Genomic DNA, 19,523 nt, shown 5'->3' on the forward strand with positions numbered 1-19,523 from the left:
GCGACGCCGGTGCCCCGGACACGCGGATCAGCGCGCGCCGCGTCCGTGTGTCCCGGGCACGCGGCGCGGGGAACGGGCGGAGCGGGCGTCCGGGAAAAGAAAAGAACCCCCGCGATGTAGAAGCTACGCGAGGGTTCCAGTGGCTCCGACCGGCATCGATCCGGTGACCTTTCGATTTTCAGTCGAACGCTCTACCAACTGAGCTACAGAGCCGAGCGGCATGTCTGCCGCTTCCTAGACGAAAGGCCTCCTCGAAAGAAGGCCCGTCGCTGTGGAGCGACCCTGACGGGACTTGAACCCGCGACCTCCGCCGTGACAGGGCGGCACGCTAACCAACTGCGCTACAGGGCCATGCTTGTTTAATTGTGACCGGTGAGTGACCCCAACGGGATTCGAACCCGTGCTACCGCCGTGAAAGGGCGGCGTCCTAGGCCGCTAAACGATGGGGCCGGATGAACCTCGAAACCTGCGATTCCGTGCTCACTTGCCGACGACCGAGCCTACTTCATGATTCTCGAGATTGCCAATCGGGGGCGTGGCGCTGCTCCACCCCGGCGTGTCGAGGGTCCAGACTGGGCCGCGGCAACGGGAACTCGACCTGTTGTTCGTGTGATTCGTGTTGCTACTGTGGTGCGAGTTGCGAACCGGTGAGATGAGGTAATGCCGTGGCGCCTGAATCCCACGAAAGCCTGGACGACTGCGGCTGCGCGCCCACCCCGGCCGAGCGTTCCCGTCTGTGGCCTTCGCTCGATCGTCGCGGCGCCCTCAAGCTGGGTGCCTTCGGAGCCGTCGCGCTCGGTGCCTTCGGCGCCACCGTCCCTTCCTTGGCATCCTCGTCCCCCGCGTTCGCCGCCGACTACCCGTCCTGGGCCGATGTCGAGGCCGCGCGCGCCAATGAGGCCGCCAAGGCCGGCGAGATCTCCCGCATCCAGGGCCTCATCGCGGGTCTGCAGTCCGAGGTCGAGCGCACGCAGGCCGAGGTCGTCGCGCGGTCCGGCGAGTACTACGCCGCGCAGCAGGCGTTCTTCGACGCCGACTACCGGGCGCAGCAGATCAGGGCGCAGGCGGATGCCGAGACGGCCAAGGCCGCTGACGCCGCCACGAAGGCCGGCAAGGTGGCCGCGCAGTTGTACCGGAGCGGCGGCGACGACACGTCGCTCGACCTCTTCTTCTCCGGATCGGCCGCCACGGCCGATGATCTGCTGGCCAAGCTCGGCACCATGGACAAGCTCCTCGAGCGCAATCGCTCCGTGTACGCCGCCGCGGTGGCCGCCCGCGACAGCGCGAAGAACCTGAGCAGTCAGGCCGACGACGCCAAGGCCGAGCGCGATCGTCTGCAGAAGATCGCCGAAGAGAAGATGGTGGCCGCCCAGCAGGCGGCCGATGCCGCGCAGGCGGCTCTTGCGGAGCAGCAGGCCAACCAGGTCGTGCTGCAGGCGCAGCTTGCCGCGCTGCAGGACACGACAGCGAAGACGATCGCGGAATACCAGGCGGGCGTCGAGGCCGAGCGCAAGGCGCGCGAAGAGCGCGAGCGCCGGGCCCGAGAGGAAGCCGAAGCCCGCGCCCGCGCCCAGCGCGAGCAGGAGGAACGCGACCGCCAGAACGCGGCCGCCAACGCCGGTGGTGGCGGCAGCGGTGGCGGCGGCGGTGGCAGCAGCGGCGGTGGTGGTGGCGGCGGCGGAAGCGTGGTCGGCTCCGGATGGGCCCGACCTTCCTCGGCCGGCACCACCTCGGGGTACGGCCCCCGTACGGGACAGTGCGGGGCGAGCTATTGCGCGAGCACGTGGCACCTCGGCCTCGACTTCGGCGCCGGATGCTGGTCGCCGATCTACGCCGCCGCGAGCGGCCGGGTGACCTACGCCGGCTACAACGGCGGGTACGGCAACTACATCCGCATCCAGCATGACGACGGCTCCGGCACCGGCTACGCCCACATCGTTCCCGGCGGCATCTACGTCTCCAACGGTCAGCGCGTCTCCGCCGGGCAGCAGATCGCGGCGACGGGTCAGACGGGCAATTCCTTCGGATGCCACCTCCACTTCGAGGTCTACCCGCCCGGCGGCGGGACCACCAACCCCGCCACGTGGTTGCGCAACCGCGGCGTCTGGGTCTGAGCAACGCGAAAGCCCCCGGTCGATGACCGGGGGCTTCGTCGTGACCGGGGAGGTCAGAGGGTGTTGGGTGCTTCGCCCTCACCCTGTGTCTTGGTCTGGGCGTCGTGCTCGTCGAAGCGCGTGAACGCCTCGCCGACCAGGCGCTCGGCCTCGGCGGCATCCGCCCACTCGTCGACCTTGACCCACTTGTTCGGCTCGAGGTCCTTGTAGTGCTCGAAGAAGTGCGCGATCTCCTTCTTCGTCCAGTCGTCGATGTCGCCGACGTCCTGGATGTGATCCCAGCGCGGGTCCTTCGCGAGCACCGCGACGACCTTGTCGTCGCCGCCGGCCTCGTCGCTCATCTTCAGCACGCCGACGGGCCGGACCTTCGCCAGGATGCCGGGGTAGAGGTCGCGGTCGAGGAGCACGAGCACATCGAGCGGGTCGCCGTCCTCGCCGAGGGTGTTCTCGAAGAAGCCGTAGTTGGCCGGGTAGCCGAACACCGTGTACAGGATGCGGTCGAGGAAGACCCGGCCGGTGCCGTGGTCCACTTCGTACTTCACGCGGCTGCCGCGCGGGATCTCGATGACGGCGTCGTACGCGCCCATACCTCTGCTCCTTAGATCGGTGGCTTTTCGCGCCCAGCCTAGTCGCGGCGGCCCCGCGGCCCCGCGCCCGCGTCGGCGTCGCCTGCTCGCCGAGGCACAACGCAGGAGTATCGCCGAGCGCACCGCGGAGGATGGGCGTTCCGGCCGCGGCGGAGGGCAGATCTCCTGCGTCGTGTCCGCGGTGACGGGCGAACGGCGACGGCTAGCGTGGACGTATGGAGCGGCGACCCGGACTCGACCCCGCCGTCGCAGAGGTGCGACGTGCCGTGCGCACGTGCCTCGAGGGGCGGAGCGGGGCGGTCGTCGTCGCGCTGTCCGGCGGCGGCGACTCGCTGGCTCTCGCAGCGGCCGCGGCCTTCGAGGCGCCCAGACTCGGCATCCGCGCGGAGGCCGTCGTCATCGACCACGGTCTGCAGGACGGGTCGGCCGCCATCGCCGGACGCGCCGTGGATGCCGCCCGCGGGCTCGGGCTCGCCGCCCGGACCGTGGCGGTCGATGTGCGCAACAGCGGCGGGGGACTCGAGGCCGCGGCCCGCGAGGCGCGGTACGCCGCTCTCGCGCGCGCCGCCGCCGAGACGGGCGCCGACGCGGTGCTGCTGGGGCACACCCTCGACGATCAGGCCGAGACGGTGCTGCTCGGGTTGGCCCGCGGATCGGGGGCGACGAGTCTGTCGGGCATGGCCCCCGAGCGGAGGGATGCCACGGGACCCGCCTGGTTGCGACCTCTCCTGGCCGTGCGGCGCGAGACGACGGCCGCCGCGTGCGCCGCCGAGGGACTCCACCCGTGGCACGACCCCCACAACTCGGACGTGTCGTTCGCGCGCGTCCGAGTCCGCGAGAACGTGCTGCCCGTGCTCGAGGCCGAGCTCGGGCCCGGTGTGGCGGAGGCGCTCGCGCGTACCGCCGAGCAGTTGCGGGAGGACGCCGCGGCGTTCCAGGACATGATCGACGAGACGATCGAGGACATCGTCGAGCATGCCGAGGCCGGGATCTCCGTGTCGGTAGCAGCACTCGCGGCCAACCCGGCGGCGCTGCGCAATCGCATCGTGCGTCACGTCGTCGACAGCGAGTTCGGCGTGGCGCTCACGCGGGCGCAGACGCTCGAGGTCGCGCGGCTGGCCACGCACTGGCGGGGGCAGGGGCCCATCGATCTGCCCGGCTGCCTCGCCCGCCGCGTCGGAGGCCGGATCGAGATCGTCGCGCGGGCGGCATCCTGAACCGTCCTGCGTAGACTTGTCCAATGCGCGCGGCCGACATCTCCGACGACATCAGCGAAGTCCTCCTCACCGAGGAGCAGATCCACGACAAGCTCGCCGAACTGGCCACGCAGGTCGCGGCCGACTATGTCGGTCGCGATGTCGTCCTGGTGGGCGTCCTCAAGGGGGCGGTGATGGTCATGGCCGACTTCGCCCGCCACCTGCCGATGCACATCACGATGGACTGGATGGCGGTCTCCTCCTACGGAGCGAGCACGCGGTCGAGCGGCGTGGTGCAGATCCGCAAAGACCTCGACACCGACATCACCGGCAAGCACGTGCTGATCGTCGAGGACATCATCGACTCCGGTCTGACCCTCAGCTGGCTGCTCGAGAACTTCGCCTCCCGCGGCGCCGAGTCCGTCGAGGTCCTGGCTCTCCTGCGCAAGCCGGACGCCATGAAGGTCGAGGTCGACTGCCGCTACGTCGGCTTCGACATCCCCAACGACTTCGTCATCGGCTACGGCCTCGACTACGCGGAGAAGTACCGGAACCTCCGCGACGTCGCGGTGCTCGCGCCGCACGTGTACTCCTGACGGCCGGCCGGATGCCGGGCCCGGAGGCGCGGCATCCGCTCGTCCGGTACGCCCACGACGAACGCACAGGCCTGGCATAGTCGGCGCGCGTTACCCTGAATGCCACCGCTTTTTCCGGGCGGATCACGAAAGGGCTGGGCTCGCCCACCATGGATTTCAAGAAGATCACGCGCAACCCGATCATCTACGTTCTGCTGGTCGGTCTGCTTCTGGTCATCGGCTTCTCGCTCATCTCCAACCTCAGCGGAGCGCGTCAGGTCTCCACGCAGGAGGGCCTCGAGCTGCTCAAGGGCGGCACGGTCACTTCGGCGACGACCAACGACGTCGACCAGCGCGTCGACCTCCAGCTCTCGCAGCCCTTCGAAGGCGCCGACACCGTGCAGTTCTACTACGGCACGGCGCGGGCCTCGGAGGTCGCCACCGCGATCGACACCGCCGCGCCGGAAGACGGCTTCAACGACGTCGTGCCGCGCCCGGGCTGGTTCGACGGGTTCCTCTCGCTGATGCTTCCGCTGGTGCTGCTCGGTCTGCTGTTCTGGTGGCTGCTCTCCAGCGCCCAGGGTGGCGGCAGCAAGGTGATGCAGTTCGGCAAGTCCCGGGCGAAGCTCGTGACGAAAGAGACGCCCACCGTCACCTTCCAGGACGTCGCGGGATCCGACGAGGCGATCGAGGAGCTCGAAGAGATCAAGGAGTTCCTCAAAGACCCGAAGAAGTTCGAAGAGGTCGGCGCGCGCATTCCGAAGGGCGTGCTGCTCTACGGCCCTCCCGGCACCGGTAAGACGCTGCTCGCCCGCGCCGTCGCGGGGGAGGCCGGGGTGCCCTTCTACTCGATCTCCGGCTCGGACTTCGTGGAGATGTTCGTCGGTGTGGGCGCCAGCCGCGTGCGCGACCTCTTCAACCAGGCGAAGGAGAACTCGCCGGCGATCATCTTCATCGACGAGATCGACGCGGTGGGCCGCCACCGTGGCGCCGGGATGGGCGGCGGTCACGACGAGCGCGAGCAGACGCTGAACCAGATGCTCGTCGAGATGGACGGCTTCGACCCGAAGGTCAACGTCATCGTCATCGCCGCGACGAACCGCCCCGACATCCTCGACCCCGCGCTCCTGCGCCCCGGCCGCTTCGACCGTCAGATCGGCGTCGACGCGCCCGACCTCAAGGGCCGCCAGCGCATCCTCGAGGTGCACGGCCGCGGCAAGCCGCTGTCGGACTCGGTCGACCTCGAGGTCGTGGCGCGGAAGACGCCCGGGTTCACCGGTGCCGACCTGGCCAACGTCCTGAACGAGGCCGCGCTGCTGACGGCGCGCTCGAACGCCCAGCTCATCGACAACCGCGCCCTCGACGAGGCGATCGACCGCGTGATCGCGGGGCCGCAGCGGCGCACGCGCGTGATGAAGGAGAAGGAGAAGCTCATCACGGCCTACCACGAGGGCGGACACGCGCTCGCGGCGGCGGCGATGAACCACACCGATCCCGTCACCAAGGTCACGATCCTTCCCCGCGGCAAGGCGTTGGGCTACACGATGGTGCTGCCGCTGGACGACAAGTACTCCGTCACCCGCAACGAGCTGCAGGACCAGCTGACGTACGCGATGGGCGGCCGTGTGGCAGAGGAGATCGTCTTCCACGACCCCACGACCGGTGCCTCCAACGACATCGAGAAGGCCACGAGCATCGCCCGAAAGATGGTCACCGAGTACGGCATGACCACCGAGGTCGGTCCGGTGAAGCTCGGATCGTCGTCGGGCGAGGTCTTCATGGGGCGTGACATGGGTCACGGCCGTGATTTCTCGGAGCGCATCGCCGAGCGGGTCGACGCGCAGGTCCGCGGACTCATCGAGCAGGCGCACAACGAGGCCTACCAGGTCATCAACGACAACCGCGAGGTGCTCGACCGCCTCGCGCTGGCCCTGCTCGAGAAGGAGACGCTCGACCACCTCGAGCTCGCCGAGATCTTCAAGGACGTCAAGCGTCTGCCCCCGCGCCCGCAGTGGCTGTCGTCGGGTGACCGCCCGGTCTCGAGCCTGCCGCCGGTCGAGGTCCCTCGCCGCCACACCCCCGCGGGGGTCGCCGCGTCCGTCGAGGCCGACGCCCAGCCCGCGACCCAGCAGCAGCGCAGGCCGAGCGGACAGACGCGTCCGGCCACCGCCTAAGGCGCCGTGGCCGTCGACCGGGAGCGCGTGTCCGCGCTCGTACGCGAGCTTCTCGAGGCGATCGGTGAGGACCCCGATCGCCCGGGCCTGCGGCAGACCCCGGCGCGCGTGGCGGACTCCTGGAGCGAGTTCTTCGGCGGAGTGGGCCAGGATGCCGGCGCCCCGCTGCAGCACAGCATCTCGGTGAGCCGTGGCCCGGCGCCGGACACTCTGCCCTCCGGTGCCGTGATCCTGCGCGACATCGCCTTCCGCTCCATGTGCGAGCACCACCTTCTCCCCTTCCGGGGTCGCGCACACGTGGCGTACCTGCCCGGCGAGGAGGTCGTGGGGCTCGGGGCACTGCCCCGCGTCATCGACATCCTCGCCGCCCGCCCCCAGGTGCAGGAGCGTCTCGGCGAGCAGATCGCCGACACGATCGCCGGTGCCCTCGACGCCCGGGGAGTCCTGGTCGTGCTGGATGCCGCGCACGAGTGCGTCACGATGCGTGGCGGCCGCCAGCCCGATGCCTCGACGGTGACGGTCGCCGCGCGCGGAGAGTACGTGGACCCCGTCGCTCGCACCGAACTCGTCGCCCTCATCGGTCGGGGGCGCCCGTGACCCTCGTGATGGGGATCGTCAACGTCACCCCGGACTCCTTCAGCGACGGCGGCCGGTTCCTCGACCCCGACGTCGCGATCGCGCACGCCCGTTCGCTGCGCGCACAGGGCGCCGACCTGCTCGATGTGGGCGGCGAGTCGACGCGACCGGGAGCCGAGCGGGTCGCGCCCCGTGTCGAGCAGCAGCGGGTGCTCCCCGTCGTCCAGGCGTTGGCATCCGAGGGGCTCGTCGTCAGCATCGACACGATGAACGCCTCCACGGCCCGTGCGGCGGTCGCCGCCGGCGCGCGACTCGTCAACGACGTCTCGGGCGGCCTGGCCGACCCGGACATGCTCGACGCCGTCGCCGAGTCGGACGCCGACATCGCTCTGGGCCACTGGCGCGGGCCGTCGGCGGAGATGTACGCCCACGCCGAGTACGGCGACGTGGTCGGCGAGGTGCGGGCCGAGCTGGAGGAGCGCGTCGCCGCGGCCGAGGCGGCCGGCATCCCGCGCTCCCGCATCGTCGTGGACCCCGGTATCGGGTTCGGCAAGCGGGGGGTGCAGAACTGGCAGACCCTTCGCGGACTGCCGCGCCTGGCCGACCTGGGCTGCCGCGTCCTCGTCGGCACGAGCCGCAAGCGCTTCCTCGCCGAGACGATCGGCGTGGATGCCGATCTCGCCCGCCGCGATCTCGCCACCGCGGTCACCAGTGTCCTGGCGGCGCGCGCCGGGGCGTGGGCCGTCCGCGTGCACGACGTCCCGACCACTCGCGACGCCCTCGCCGTCGCCCGCGCCTGGGAGGCCTGATGGACTTCGCCGATGAGATCACGCTGACGGGGGTGCGCGCCTTCGGCTTCCACGGCGTGTACGCCGACGAGAAGCGCGAGGGGCAGGAGTTCGTCGTCGACGTCTCCCTGCAGTTGTCGTTGCGCCCCGCCGCGGAATCCGACGACGTCGTCGACACGGTGCACTACGGCGAGCTGGCCGAGCGCATCGTCGCGCACGTCGAGAGCGATCCGGTCGATCTGCTCGAGACGCTCGCTCAGCGGATCGCCGACGACGTCCTCACCGACGAACGCGTGATGCTCGTGACGGTGACCGTGCACAAGCCGCAGGCCCCGATCGCGGTGCCCTTCGGGGACGTGTCGGTGACGATCCGGAGGGGGCGCGCGTGAGCGTCCGTCTCGCCCACGGCATCGGCGATCCTCCCGCGGATCAGCCGGTGGACGCCGTCGTCGCCCTGGGCGCCAACCTCGGTGCCCGTAGCGAGACGCTCGCGGCGGCCGCAGCCGAGCTCGGCAGGCTGCCCTTGACCGACGACGTCCGCGTCTCGGCACCGATCGAGACGGTGGCGGTGACACTGGCGGGCGAGGATGTGGACGCCCCTCGCTACCTCAATGCCGTCGCGCTGTTGCGGACGAGGCTCGCGCCGGCGACCCTGCTGCGGGAGCTTCACCGCATCGAAGCCGATCACGGGCGTGTCCGTCGGGAGAAGTGGGGCGACCGCACTCTCGACCTCGATCTCATCGCCTACGGCGACGCGCGCATCGACGAGCAGCACCTGACGGTCCCGCACCCGCGCGCGCACGAGCGGGAGTTCGTGCTGGCGCCGTGGCTCGACATCGACCCGGATGCCGAGATCCCCGGCCGCGGGCGGGTCGACGTGCTGCTGCGCGCGATGCGCGAGGACGCGCCGTGAAGCGGACCGGGGCGACGATCCTCATCGTCGCGGCGCTCGTGGGACTCGTCGCCGGCTTCCTCGTGGACGCGGTGCTGACGTCGCTCGGACGTCCCACGTTCGTTCCGGCGGCGAGCCTGCCGACGATCCTCGTCCTTCTGGGGGCGGTCGTCGTCGCGGTGGCGGTACCGGTCTTCCGTGCCTCCCGTGGGCGGAGCGGTCGGCGCATCGACCCGTTCCGGGCGTTGCGCATCGCCGTGCTGGCCAAGGCGTCCTCGCTCGTCGGCGCGGCCGCGACCGGCTTCGCGCTCGGGCTCCTCGCGTTCGTCTTCACGCGTCCGTTCACTCCGTCGCTAGGCTCGTTGGGATCGATCATCGCGACGGCCGTGTGCGGTGCCGTCCTCGTCGTCGCGGGACTCGTGGCCGAACAGCTGTGCACCATCCGGAAGGACGACGATGACGAACACCCCGGATCTCCCGGAGCGCGCCCCGACACCGGACCATCCGTCGGCTGAACCCTCGGCATCCGTCCTGGACGACGCCACGTACGACCGGGTCCTCGAGCCGCGCGGCGAAGCGCGCCTTCCGCTCGGTGACGGCACGTGGCACCAGCTCGCTCGCGCCTACGTGCGCGTACAGCTGATCTCGCAGGCGGCGGTGTTCGTGCTCGTGCTCGCCGCGGTGATCGTCGCACAGGCCGTCACGGGCGTGATGTGGCAGTGGATCCCGGCCGGGATCGTTCTGCTGGTCACGGCGATCGGCATGATCATCACGCCCCGCCAGGCACGGTCGTTCGGCTACCAGCTGCGGCGCGACGACCTGGTGTTCCGCCGAGGGATCCTCTGGCAGCGGGTGGTCGCGGTTCCCTACGGGCGCATGCAGCTGGTCGACATCACCCACGGCCCGCTCGACCGCGGCTTCGGGATCGCGCAGCTCAAGCTCGTCACTGCCGCGGCGTCGTCCGGCGTCACGATCCCGGGGCTGACCCAGCGCGCCGCCGAGCAGCTGCGCGACACCCTGATCGATGTCGCCGAGACCCGTCGGACCGGGCTGTGACCGATCCGTCGGAGTTCGAGCGCCGAACCCCCGATCCCGCGTGGGGTCCGCCCACCGCGCATCCGGCGGGGGCGGTGCCCGGGGACCCGGCCACGCACGCGACGGGGGCGGTGCCCGGAGACGCGGCCGAAGGGACGCCGCCGCGCGCGCTCGTGCGGTCGCCGCTGAGCGACGGCGAGTGGCAGCGCCTCCATCCGCTCACGCCGCTGCTGCGCGGCGGGCTGTTCCTTCTCGTCATCATCGGTGTGCTGGTGGCCAACCTCCGGGAGCGCTTGATCGAGCTCTTCCTCCCGGCCGTGACGGATCTGCCCCCGGGTGCCCTGCCGCCGGACCCGGTCGATTTCCTCTTCGCCAACAACCTCATCCTCATCGCCGGGGGCGGGGCGCTCGTGGTGCTCATCGTGCTGCTTGTCGCCTTCCGGCTCTCGTGGCGGTTCCACACGTTCCGCATCAGCGACGACGACGTCGAGGTGCGCTCGGGGGTGTTGTTCCGTACTCACCGGCGGGCACCACTGGACCGCGTGCAGGGCGTCAACCTCACGCGGCCGATGGTCGCGCGCTTGCTGGGTCTGGCCAAGCTCGAGGTGGTCGGGGCGGGGCTCGACTCGAACGTGAAGCTGGAGTACCTCTCTGCGCGCGCCGCCGAGACGGTGCGCGGCGACATCCTCCGGCTCGCGTCCGGTCGACGTCGGGCCGAACGCGGTGCCGTCTCGACCGCGTCGGGGTCCACGGTCCAGCAGGCCGCCGGCGCGGTGGCCGCCGGCATCCAGAACATGGTCGATGGTGAAGATCTGTCGGATGCCGAGCCCGAGAGCATCGTCCGGATCCCGTTCGGGCGTCTCGTCGCCTCGCGCGTGCTGAGCGGGTCGACGCTGATGCTCGTCGCGCTGGTCGTCGCGATCGCGGTCGCGGCCTCGCTGTCGACGCTCTGGCTGCTGTTCACGATCGGGCCGATGTTCCTGGCGTTCGGCGCCTATTATGTGCGGTCGGTCGCGCGCGGACTGCGTTACTCGATCGCCCCGAGCCCCGACGGTGTCCGCCTGACCTTCGGCCTCTTCACCACGATCAGCGAGGTCGTGCCGCCGGGGCGCGTGCACGCCATCGCGGTGCACCAACCGCTGTTGTGGCGCCCCTTCGGTTGGTGGAGCATCTCGGTCAACCGGCTCTCGGGCCGCGGAGCGACCGACTCGAGCGTCGATCCCTTCGCCGCGGTGCTCCCCATCGGCACGCGCGACGACGTCGAGCGGGTGCTGCGGATCCTCGCGCCCGCCCTGCCGCCGGACGAGTGGACGTACGTCTTCCGCGACGGCATCCTGGGTCCGGTGGACGACGACCCCTACGTGATCACCCCGCGGCGGGCGCGGCTGCTGCGCCCCCTGTCGTGGCGGCGCAACGGCGCGGTGCTCACCGCCGACGCGCTCTTCCTCCGTCGCGGGTGGGCTCGGCGCACGCTCGCCATCGTTCCGCTGGCGCGACTGCAGTCCGTCGGCCTGCGACAGGGGCCGCTCGCGCGCGCGACGCGCACGGCGACCCTCGCGGCGCACGTCATCGCCGGCACGGTCCAGACCTCGGTGGGCGCTCTCGACCGGGATGCCGCCGTCCGCCTGTTCGAGGACACCGCGCACGCGACGATCGCCGCCGCCGCGGACGACCGCAGTCATCGGTGGGCCGGATGAGCGGCGGCCGCGACGGGCGGCTCGGGGTCGGCATCATCGGCGCGGGACGAGTGGGTCCGGTGGTGGGAGCAGCGCTCGCCGGGGCCGGTCACGCGCTGACCGGGATCACCTCGGGGTCGGACGACGACCGGGTCGAGGCGATCCTGCCGGGGGTGCCCGTGCTCGCGCCCGAGGAGGTCGTACGCCGCAGCGAGCTCGTGGTGATCGCGGTCCCGCACGATCAACTCCGCGGACTCGTCGCAGGGCTCGCCGACGTGGGTGCGTGGCAGCCCGGGCAACTCGTGCTGCACACCGACCCCGCGTACGGTGTGGAGGTGCTGGCACCCGCGCTTCAGCGCGGGGCGATCCCGCTGGCGATCCACCCGGCCATCGTGTTCACCGGGGCCTCCTCGATCGACCTGCGCCAGCTCGCGCAGGCGTACGCCGCCGTCACGGCACCGGGACCCGTGCTGCCGATCGCGCAGGCGCTCGCGGTGGAGCTCGGGTGCGAGCCCGTGGTGATCGCCGAGGTCGATCGTCCGGCGTACGCCGAGGCGGTGGCGACGGCGACGCAGTTCTCGCGATCGATCGTGCGCCAATCGGCGGGACTGCTCGCCGGTGTCGGCGTCGAGAACGCGGGGGCGTATCTCTCTGCGCTCGTGCGTTCGAGCGTCGACCAGGCGCTGGCGGAGGGCACGACTCCGCACGGCGCGGACGGACTCCCCCCGGACGCTACGATCGACGGATGATCCGCACCATCGAGGATCTGCGCACCCGATTGGCCCAGGCCAGAGGCGCAGATCGCCCGGGCGGTGCTGCGCGCGTCGCGCTCGTCTCGACGCTCGGGGCCCTGCATGACGGCCACGTCGACCTCATCCGCGCTGCGCGACAGCGCGCCGACATCGTGGTCGTGTCGACGTTCGTCAACCCGCTGCGCTTCCGCACCGCAGCGGAGACGGCGGCCTACCCCCGCACGCCGGACGCGGATGCCGACCTGCTCGACGAACTGGGCATCGATCTCGTGTTCGCTCCGGCCGCGGCGGAGTTCCTCCCCGCGGGCACCGCGACCACGCGGGTGTCAGCGGGCGACCTGGGCCTACGGTACGAGGGCCGCGTGCGGCCGTTCTACTTCGACGGCGTCCTCACGGTCGAGGCGAAGCTCTTCAACCTCATCCGCCCGGATGTCGCCGTCTACGGCGAGCGCGACCTGCAGCGGGAGTTCCTCGTACGGCGCATGGTCCGCGACCTCGACTTCGACATCGAGACGGTGCTGGTTCCGACGGTGCGCGCCGAGGACGGGCTGCCCGTCTCGAGCCGTGTGGGTCTCCTGGAGGAGGCGGACCGCCGCGCCGCGGCGAAGCTCCCGGTCGCGTTGGAGGCCGCCGTCTCCAACGCCGATCTGGGCGTCGACGCCTGCATCGCGGCGGCGCAGTCCTCTCTCATGGGCGAGCCTCGCATCGGTCTGGAGTACCTGTCGGTCGTCGACCCCGAGACGTTCCTCCCGGTCGACGACGGACACCGGGGCCGCGCGATCGCGCTCATCGCCGCGACCGTCGGCGGACACCGGTTCATCGACAACGCGGAGATCTCGCTGCGCTGAACGTCCGCGCGCCCCTGGCCGGTTCTCGCGTCGGCCTCGGTGCCCGGCGCCGTACGGGGGAAACCCCCGACCGCCCCGCGGATAAACTCGATGCGACCCCGAGGAGCCTTCACGATGACCGACGCGCCCGCGAACGCCGCCGAACCGACCGAAGACGACGTCTTCGAGCAGAAGGCGGTCCGACTCGCCAAGCGGGAACGCCTGCTCCACGAACGTGCGGACGCCGCCGGTGGCCCGTATCCGGTGGTCGTGCCCGTGACGGACACCATCCCCGCCCTGCGAGAGCGCTACGGCGACCTCGAGGCCGGCGCCGAGACCGGTGTGACCGCGGGCGTCGCCGGTCGCGTGGTGTTCAGTCGCAACACCGGGAAGCTGTGCTTCGCCTCCCTGCAGGCGGGGGACGGCAGCCGCATCCAGGCCATGGTGTCTCTCGCGAACGTCGGCGACGAGTCGCTCCAGGCGTGGAAGGAGCTCGTCGACCTCGGCGACCACGTGTTCGTCTCGGGCGAGGTGATCTCCAGCCGCCGCGGCGAGCTCTCCATCATGGTGTCGGACTGGGCCATCGCGGCGAAGGCCGTCCTGCCCCTGCCCAACATGTACTCCGAGCTGAGTGAAGAGAGCCGCGTCCGTAGCCGCTTCCTCGACCTCATCGTGCGCGATCGTGCGCGCGAGACGGTGCTCGCCCGCGCCAAGGTCAACGCGAGCCTGCGCCGCACGTTCGCCGAGCGCGACTTCGTCGAGGTCGAGACACCGATGCTGCAGGTGCAGCACGGTGGTGCCAGCGCTCGCCCGTTCATCACGCACTCGAACGCCTTCGACGCCGACCTGTACCTGCGCATCGCTCCGGAGCTGTTCCTCAAGCGCGCCGTGGTGGGGGGCATCGACAGGGTGTTTGAGATCAACCGCAACTTCCGCAACGAGGGTGCCGACTCCACGCACAGCCCGGAGTTCGCGATGCTCGAGGCGTATCAGGCGTACACCGACTACAACGGCATCGCCGACCTCACGCAGACGCTGATCCAGGACGCGGCGGTCGCCGTCGCGGGGTCGACCACGGTGACGTGGGCGGACGGCACCCAATACGACCTGGGCGGCGAGTGGGATCGCATCTCGATGTACGACTCGCTCTCCGAGGCATGCGGACGCACGATCACCCCCGAGACGACGCTCGACGAGCTGCGTGCGTTCGGTGCGGAGGCCGGCGTCGACGCTCCCGCCCACGAGACGCACGGCAAGTGGGTCGAGGAGCTGTGGGAGCACTTCGTGAAGAGCGGCCTGACCCGTCCCACGTTCGTCATGGACTTCCCCGTCGACACCAGCCCGCTGGTGCGGGAGCACCGCTCGATCGCCGGCGTGGTCGAGAAGTGGGACCTGTACGTGCGCGGCTTCGAGCTGGCCACGGGGTACTCCGAGCTCGTCGATCCTGTGATCCAGCGCGAGCGATTCACCGAGCAGGCCAAGCTCGCGGCGCGCGGCGACGACGAGGCGATGCCCATCGACGAGGAGTTCTTGCGCGCGCTCGAGCACGGCATGCCGCCCACCGGTGGCATGGGCATGGGGATCGACCGTCTGCTCATGGCCATCACCGGCCTCGGGATCCGGGAGACGATCCTGTTCCCGCTGGTGAAGTAAGCGGCCCGCGCTCGAAGACCCACTCGGGTAGTCGCCCCCGGTCGGCCATCGCCCGGACGATCCCGGCGAGGCCGTGATCGGCGTCGACCTCGAGCGCCCGTGCCGCGTATGTGGCCGCGTGCGTCGACTGCCCGGTCGCCCACGCGAGCCACGCGCACGCCGCGAGCGGCCCCGCACGGCCTGCGAGCGGGGTGACCGCCGCCACGTGCCGGCAACGGTCGAGAGCGCGCAGGAGCCGAGGCGGATCCGGGTGAGCGCCTTCGCCCCACAGGGGTCGGGCGAGGTCTTCCGGGAACGGAGAGCCGTGCGCGTAGGCCGACTGAGCACCGTACGTGGCATCGCCGGTCGCCAGATCGCCGGCCCATTGCATCAGCGCGACATCCCGCAGCGCAGGGCGCTGCAGACTGAACGCCACCGCTGCCATGCCGCGGACGTCCACAGGGGCTGCGGATGCGACGAAGGCCTCGAACACCGCCGGCGGATCGCTCAGGTCGTCGAGAACGCCGGCCGCCGCCGCGCGCCGACGTGCGGGTAGGCGCTTACCGCGGTGCGAGCGCGACAACAGATCTTCGACGTCGCTCAGGAGCCGGTGCACCGCTGTCGCCTCCGACGGAGGAACCGGGGGCAGTTCCGCTGCGGCGATCTGGTCGTTGCCGACCTCCGGCATCGGGGGCAGGTGCAGCACGGTGGCGATGTCGGTGAGCGCCTGCGGGCCGTCGGCGGACGGAGCGGCATAGCTGTCCCATCCGTCGGAGCCGACGCACAGCGCGTCGATCAGACGGAGACCGCAGATGTCGGCCCGCGCCGACAGGGCATCGACGAGGGCCCGGTGCGGCGTCTCGGTATCGGTCAGACGGTCGTCGGTGTAGACGACGACCGCGATGGCATCCGTTCGGCTGACCTTGCACGCCAGCCCGACGACGGTGGAGGCGACGCTCTCGACGTCCGCCCCGGCATCGGGATCGGGCAGGTCCACCCGGAGAGCGCCGAGCGAGCGGCCGGCGGAGAAGGTGACGACGGCGAGACTGCGTCGTGGCGTGCATCCGAGCAGATGAGGGACGAGGGCCAGGAACTCGGCGGGGGACCCGGCGCGGGCGATGGTTGACATGGCCATGAGACTGGCGCAGCAGCGCGCCAGGTCGCGCTGCGATGGCGGTCATCTGGGGAGGCATCGACAGGGTCATGGTCTGTGCAGGAGAGGTGCTTCCCGCCCGACGCTCAGCCGCGACCCGTATCCTGAGGACGTGGACAACATGTGGGCTGCCGTGCTGTGGGCGATCCTGCCGACCATCGTGGTCTCGGCGGCCTTCTTCTTCATCCTGCGCGCGGCGATCCGGATGGACCGCACGGAGCGCAAGGCGTATGCCCGCATCGAGGCGCAGGAGCGCGCCAAGCGCGGTCTTCCCGCCTCCGACGGCACCGCCCGCTGACGGCCGAGGTCCCCCGCGTGTCGGGGCCGGTCACTACGCTGGGGGGACATCCCGCCCAGGAGGTCCCGTGATCGACACCACGTTCGAGGCGAGCTGGCTCGTCATCGCGCTGTTCGTGATCGATCTCGTGGTCCGGATCGCCGCCGTCATCATCGTGCCGCGCAACCGTCGGCCCACCGCGGCCATGGCGTGGCTCCTCGCCATCTACTTCATCCCGTTCGTCGGGGTGTTCCTGTTCCTGCTGATCGGGAATCCGCGCCTGCCCCGCAAGCGCCGCCGCAAGCAGACCGACATCAACCGCTACATCCACGACACCAGCGAGTCGCTCGAGTTCGGCACGCTTCGGCCGAACGCGCCCGACTGGTTCCGAGCCCTGGTCCGCCTGAACCGGAACCTCGGTGCGATGCCGATCGCGGGCGACAACGCCGCCACCCTGATCGCCGACTACCAGGAGAGCCTCGACGCGATGGCGGACGCCATCCGGAGGGCGCAGCGGTACGTCCACGTCGAGTTCTACATCCTGCAGTCCGACGCTTCGACCGACAATTTCTTCCGTGCCCTCGAAGAGGTCGCCGAGCGCGGCGTCGTCGTGCGCGTGCTCCTGGACCACTGGGCCAACCGGGGCAAGCCGTTCTACCGTCAGACGCTGCGCCGCCTGGATCGCATGGGGGCGCACTGGCATCTCATGCTGCCGGTCCAGCCCTTCCGCGGGCGGTATCAGCGACCCGACCTGCGCAACCACCGCAAGCTCCTGGTCATCGACGGCGACGTGGCCTTCATGGGTTCGCAGAACGTCACCGACTCCTCGTACAACCTGCGCAAGAACATCCGCCGGGGTCTGCACTGGGTCGACCTCATGGTCCGGGTCGAGGGCCCTGTCGTCGCGAGCGTCAACGCCGTCTTCCTCAGCGACTGGTACAGCGAGACCGACGAGACGCTGGCCGACGAGATCGACCTGTTCAGCGTCGAGTCCGGTCCCGGAGACCTCGACTGCCAGATCGTGCCCTCGGGTCCGGGCTTCGACTTCCAGAACAACCTCAAGCTGTTCCTGGGTCTCCTCTTCGCCGCGCGTGAGCGCATCATCATCGTGAGCCCTTACTTCGTCCCCGACGAGGCGCTGCTCCTGGCCATCACGACCGCGTGCCAGCGCGGGGTCCATGTCGAGCTGTTCGTCTCGGAGGAGGGCGATCAGGCGATGGTGTACCACGCCCAGCGCAGCTATTACGAGGCGCTGCTGACCGCCGGTGTGAAGATCTGGATGTACCGCAAGCCCTTCATCCTGCACAGCAAGAGCCTCACCATCGACGACGAGGTCGCCGTGATCGGGTCCAGCAACATGGACATGCGCTCCTTCGGTCTCAACCTCGAGATCTCCATGCTCGTGCGGGGGGAGGAGTTCGTGCGCGACATGCAACGCGTCGAGGACGTCTACCGCACCCTCAGCCGCGAACTGACGGTCGAGGAGTGGCGGCGCCAGCCGCTGCGGTCCACGATCCTCGACAACCTCGCCCGCCTCACTTCGGCGCTGCAGTGAGCGACGCTCCCACACCCTTCCGGAGGTCCCGATGATCCGCCGTTCCCTGCTCGCCCTCGTGGGCGTCGGCATCCTCTCCGCCGGGCTCCTCGCGGGCTGCGCGACGGGCGCCACATCTTCTCCCGCTCCGGGCGAGGCGGACCCATCGACGTCGGACGTCCCCACGGAGGTGCACGCGGCGTGGCTCGACGCCGGCCGCGGTATCGCCGTCGTGACGCGCGGGAGCTCCTCGTGCGTGCCGACAGCGGGGGAGCCGGTGCTCGAGGGCGAGACGCTCACCGTCGACCTCGTCGACACCGCCGACGGCGCGTGCACGCGCGACATGGCGCCGCGGGCGACGTACGTCGCGCTCCCGTCCGGCGTCGACCCGACGAAGAGCCTCGATGTCGTGGTCACCGGGGCGGTGGCGGGTTCCGCCTCGCTCGCGGGTCTCGCGGCGGTCCCGGCTCCGGTCGCGGAGTTCGCGCCCAGCGCCGGATGGGCCGGCGAGTCGCTCGCGGCGATCCTCACCTGGGGAAGCTCCGGATGCCGCCCGCAGGTGGAGGCCGTGACCTCCACGGAGGGCGGTGTCGTCGTGACGTTCGCCGATCCGCCGGCAGACCAGGTGTGCACGATGGACCTCGCCCCACGGGTGACGCTCGTCGACCTCGCGGGGATCGCCGGGGACGGAGCCGTCGAGTTGACGCTGTCGGGAGGGAACATCGCCTCTGACGGACCCGTCCCGCTGCTCGGGCGCTGACGTCCTCCCGGCGGGCGTGGCGCGGACCTACCCCTGAACGACCAGCAGGTCGCCGACCTCGCACTCCAGCGCGCGGCAGATCGCCGCGAGCGTCGAGTAACGGATCGCACGGGCACGATCGTTCTTCAGCACGGAGAGATTGACGATGCTGACCCCGACGAGCTCGCTCAGTCGCGTGAGGGTCATGCCCCGTTCGGCGAGCAGCTCGTCGAGCCTGCAATGGATGCCGCTGGGCCCGTCGTCTTCGCCCGCCGGGGTCATACGAGTCCCTCCGTGTCGCGCTGGAGGCGGTCGCCGACCGAGAACACGGTGCCGGCGAGAGCGGCGACGAAGGCAGCGCCGAAGAGCACCGGCAGGTCGACCGTCTGCACCAGCCCTCGCTCGTACGTGTACTCCGAGATCCGGGCGAGGGCGCCGTTGGCCACCATGTTCCGGAAGAAGGGGACGCCTGCCAGCCCCACCAGCGCCACGACGCCGACGGTCGAGACGATGACGGTGTGGCGTCTGCTGAAGATGCGGCCGCGCAGGATTCCGGCGGTGAGGACGAGTAGGAGCGCGACGACGGTCACCACCACTGCCGCGAAGAGCGTCTCCGCGATCACCAGCGCCCAGAGCGACGCGAGGGGAAGCTCGGAGGCGACGACGACCCCGCTGCCGAGTTCGACGGGGACGGCAGCGCCGTCGGGTCCGAGCGGTGCCTGTGCGACCGTGTCGAGGAACGGTGCCGCCACCCGCACGTCGCGGTTCGGCAGGGCCTCGATGATCGTGATGACGCTGTGCACGACGGCCCACACGGCCAGTCCCACTCCCAGGACGATGAAGAACAGGAACCCGACGGTGTCGCCGCGGGAGAGGATGCGCGAGGTCGGACGGGGGGATGCCATGACTCACTCCTTATCGATATTCGATGTTACTGATTGTCGATAAGTTATCGATTCTCGATGTCCGACGCAAGTCCGACGCCGCGCCGGGTAT

At 70.6% G+C, this 19,523-nt stretch carries 21 protein-coding genes and 3 tRNA genes; 17 read left to right on the top strand and 7 right to left on the bottom strand.

Annotation, left to right across the window (positions count from 1 at the left end):
* Positions 1–140: 140 nt before the first annotated feature.
* The 3 genes from LL239_RS04275 to LL239_RS04285 form a co-directional block, all read right to left on the bottom strand.
* Positions 141–213: transfer RNA gene (locus tag LL239_RS04275), tRNA-Phe, on the bottom strand.
* Positions 214–277: 64 nt separating this feature from the next.
* Positions 278–351, bottom strand: a tRNA-Asp gene (locus LL239_RS04280).
* Between the two features lie 26 nt (positions 352–377).
* Positions 378–450, bottom strand: a tRNA-Glu gene (locus LL239_RS04285).
* Between the two features lie 215 nt (positions 451–665).
* Here LL239_RS04285 and LL239_RS04290 point away from each other — a divergent pair.
* Positions 666–2,114 carry a peptidoglycan DD-metalloendopeptidase family protein gene (locus tag LL239_RS04290; protein WP_228162207.1) on the top strand — a complete coding sequence of 483 codons (1,449 nt, stop codon included), beginning with the start codon at positions 666–668 and terminating at the stop codon, positions 2,112–2,114.
* Positions 2,115–2,167: 53 nt separating this feature from the next.
* Here LL239_RS04290 and LL239_RS04295 read toward each other — a convergent pair whose 3' ends face one another.
* Entirely contained in the window at positions 2,168–2,701 is a 534-nt protein-coding gene (locus tag LL239_RS04295) for an inorganic diphosphatase (RefSeq protein ID WP_228162208.1), read from the bottom strand.
* Between the two features lie 215 nt (positions 2,702–2,916).
* Here LL239_RS04295 and tilS point away from each other — a divergent pair, with 215 nt between their 5' ends.
* From tilS to lysS, 13 genes are all read left to right on the top strand, one after another.
* Positions 2,917–3,918, top strand: coding sequence for a tRNA lysidine(34) synthetase TilS (gene tilS, locus LL239_RS04300; RefSeq protein ID WP_228162209.1), 1,002 nt, complete (start codon positions 2,917–2,919; stop codon positions 3,916–3,918).
* Positions 3,919–3,941: 23 nt separating this feature from the next.
* A complete protein-coding gene (gene hpt, locus LL239_RS04305) occupies positions 3,942–4,493 on the top strand; it encodes a hypoxanthine phosphoribosyltransferase (protein ID WP_228162210.1) in 552 nt (183 codons plus the stop codon).
* Between the two features lie 149 nt (positions 4,494–4,642).
* Positions 4,643–6,646 (top strand): ATP-dependent zinc metalloprotease FtsH, encoded by a 2,004-nt coding sequence (gene ftsH / locus LL239_RS04310; RefSeq protein ID WP_228162211.1) that lies wholly within the window; start codon positions 4,643–4,645, stop codon positions 6,644–6,646.
* Between the two features lie 6 nt (positions 6,647–6,652).
* Positions 6,653–7,243, top strand: coding sequence for a GTP cyclohydrolase I (gene folE / locus LL239_RS04315; RefSeq protein ID WP_228162212.1), 591 nt, complete (start codon positions 6,653–6,655; stop codon positions 7,241–7,243).
* On the top strand, positions 7,240–8,031 hold the full coding sequence (gene folP, locus LL239_RS04320) for a dihydropteroate synthase (RefSeq protein WP_228162213.1): 792 nt from the start codon (positions 7,240–7,242) through the stop codon (positions 8,029–8,031). The genes folE and folP overlap by 4 nt, the downstream gene beginning before the upstream one ends.
* Positions 8,031–8,399 carry a dihydroneopterin aldolase gene (gene folB, locus LL239_RS04325; RefSeq protein ID WP_228162214.1) on the top strand — a complete coding sequence of 123 codons (369 nt, stop codon included), beginning with the start codon at positions 8,031–8,033 and terminating at the stop codon, positions 8,397–8,399. Before folP ends, folB begins: the two co-directional genes overlap by 1 nt.
* Positions 8,396–8,923 (top strand): 2-amino-4-hydroxy-6-hydroxymethyldihydropteridine diphosphokinase, encoded by a 528-nt coding sequence (gene folK / locus LL239_RS04330; RefSeq protein WP_228162215.1) that lies wholly within the window; start codon positions 8,396–8,398, stop codon positions 8,921–8,923. The genes folB and folK overlap by 4 nt, the downstream gene beginning before the upstream one ends.
* Complete coding sequence (locus LL239_RS04335; RefSeq protein ID WP_228162216.1) at positions 8,920–9,417, top strand: DUF3180 domain-containing protein; 498 nt, start codon at positions 8,920–8,922, stop codon at positions 9,415–9,417. Before folK ends, LL239_RS04335 begins: the two co-directional genes overlap by 4 nt.
* Entirely contained in the window at positions 9,359–9,958 is a 600-nt protein-coding gene (locus LL239_RS04340; protein ID WP_228162217.1) for a PH domain-containing protein, read from the top strand. The genes LL239_RS04335 and LL239_RS04340 overlap by 59 nt, the downstream gene beginning before the upstream one ends.
* Positions 9,955–11,634 (top strand): PH domain-containing protein, encoded by a 1,680-nt coding sequence (locus LL239_RS04345; RefSeq protein ID WP_228162218.1) that lies wholly within the window; start codon positions 9,955–9,957, stop codon positions 11,632–11,634. Before LL239_RS04340 ends, LL239_RS04345 begins: the two co-directional genes overlap by 4 nt.
* Positions 11,631–12,362 carry a DUF2520 domain-containing protein gene (locus tag LL239_RS04350; RefSeq protein WP_228162219.1) on the top strand — a complete coding sequence of 244 codons (732 nt, stop codon included), beginning with the start codon at positions 11,631–11,633 and terminating at the stop codon, positions 12,360–12,362. The genes LL239_RS04345 and LL239_RS04350 overlap by 4 nt, the downstream gene beginning before the upstream one ends.
* Positions 12,359–13,213, top strand: a complete 855-nt coding sequence (gene panC, locus LL239_RS04355) for a pantoate--beta-alanine ligase (RefSeq protein ID WP_228162220.1) — start codon at positions 12,359–12,361, stop codon at positions 13,211–13,213. Before LL239_RS04350 ends, panC begins: the two co-directional genes overlap by 4 nt.
* Positions 13,214–13,327: 114 nt before the next feature.
* The gene (gene lysS, locus LL239_RS04360; RefSeq protein WP_228162221.1) at positions 13,328–14,845 is read left to right on the top strand and encodes a lysine--tRNA ligase; all 1,518 of its coding nucleotides are present in this window, start codon (positions 13,328–13,330) and stop codon (positions 14,843–14,845) included.
* Here lysS and LL239_RS04365 read toward each other — a convergent pair.
* Complete coding sequence (locus tag LL239_RS04365) at positions 14,796–15,953, bottom strand: DUF4192 family protein (protein ID WP_228162222.1); 1,158 nt, start codon at positions 15,951–15,953, stop codon at positions 14,796–14,798. The genes lysS and LL239_RS04365 overlap by 50 nt on opposite strands.
* A 136-nt stretch (positions 15,954–16,089) precedes the next feature.
* On the opposite strand from LL239_RS04365, the gene LL239_RS04370 reads away from it, so the two are divergent.
* The 3 genes from LL239_RS04370 (at position 16,090) to LL239_RS04380 (ending at position 18,548) form a co-directional block, all read left to right on the top strand.
* Positions 16,090–16,275: an olfactory receptor family 2 protein gene (locus LL239_RS04370; RefSeq protein ID WP_228162223.1), complete on the top strand. Its 186-nt coding sequence runs from the start codon at positions 16,090–16,092 to the stop codon at positions 16,273–16,275.
* Positions 16,276–16,345: 70 nt separating this feature from the next.
* Positions 16,346–17,809, top strand: a complete 1,464-nt coding sequence (gene cls / locus LL239_RS04375) for a cardiolipin synthase (protein ID WP_374197611.1) — start codon at positions 16,346–16,348, stop codon at positions 17,807–17,809.
* Positions 17,810–17,840: 31 nt separating this feature from the next.
* Positions 17,841–18,548 carry a hypothetical protein gene (locus LL239_RS04380; RefSeq protein ID WP_228162225.1) on the top strand — a complete coding sequence of 236 codons (708 nt, stop codon included), beginning with the start codon at positions 17,841–17,843 and terminating at the stop codon, positions 18,546–18,548.
* Positions 18,549–18,575: 27 nt separating this feature from the next.
* On the opposite strand, the gene LL239_RS04385 is transcribed toward LL239_RS04380, so the two are convergent.
* A complete protein-coding gene (locus LL239_RS04385; RefSeq protein ID WP_228162226.1) occupies positions 18,576–18,809 on the bottom strand; it encodes a helix-turn-helix domain-containing protein in 234 nt (77 codons plus the stop codon).
* Positions 18,806–19,432: a hypothetical protein gene (locus tag LL239_RS04390; RefSeq protein ID WP_228162227.1), complete on the bottom strand. Its 627-nt coding sequence runs from the start codon at positions 19,430–19,432 to the stop codon at positions 18,806–18,808. The genes LL239_RS04385 and LL239_RS04390 overlap by 4 nt, the downstream gene beginning before the upstream one ends.
* Between the last annotated feature and the right edge of the window lie 91 nt (positions 19,433–19,523).

The organism is Microbacterium testaceum (genome assembly GCF_020781835.1).
In the GTDB taxonomy this organism is placed as follows: domain Bacteria; phylum Actinomycetota; class Actinomycetes; order Actinomycetales; family Microbacteriaceae; genus Microbacterium; species Microbacterium testaceum_H.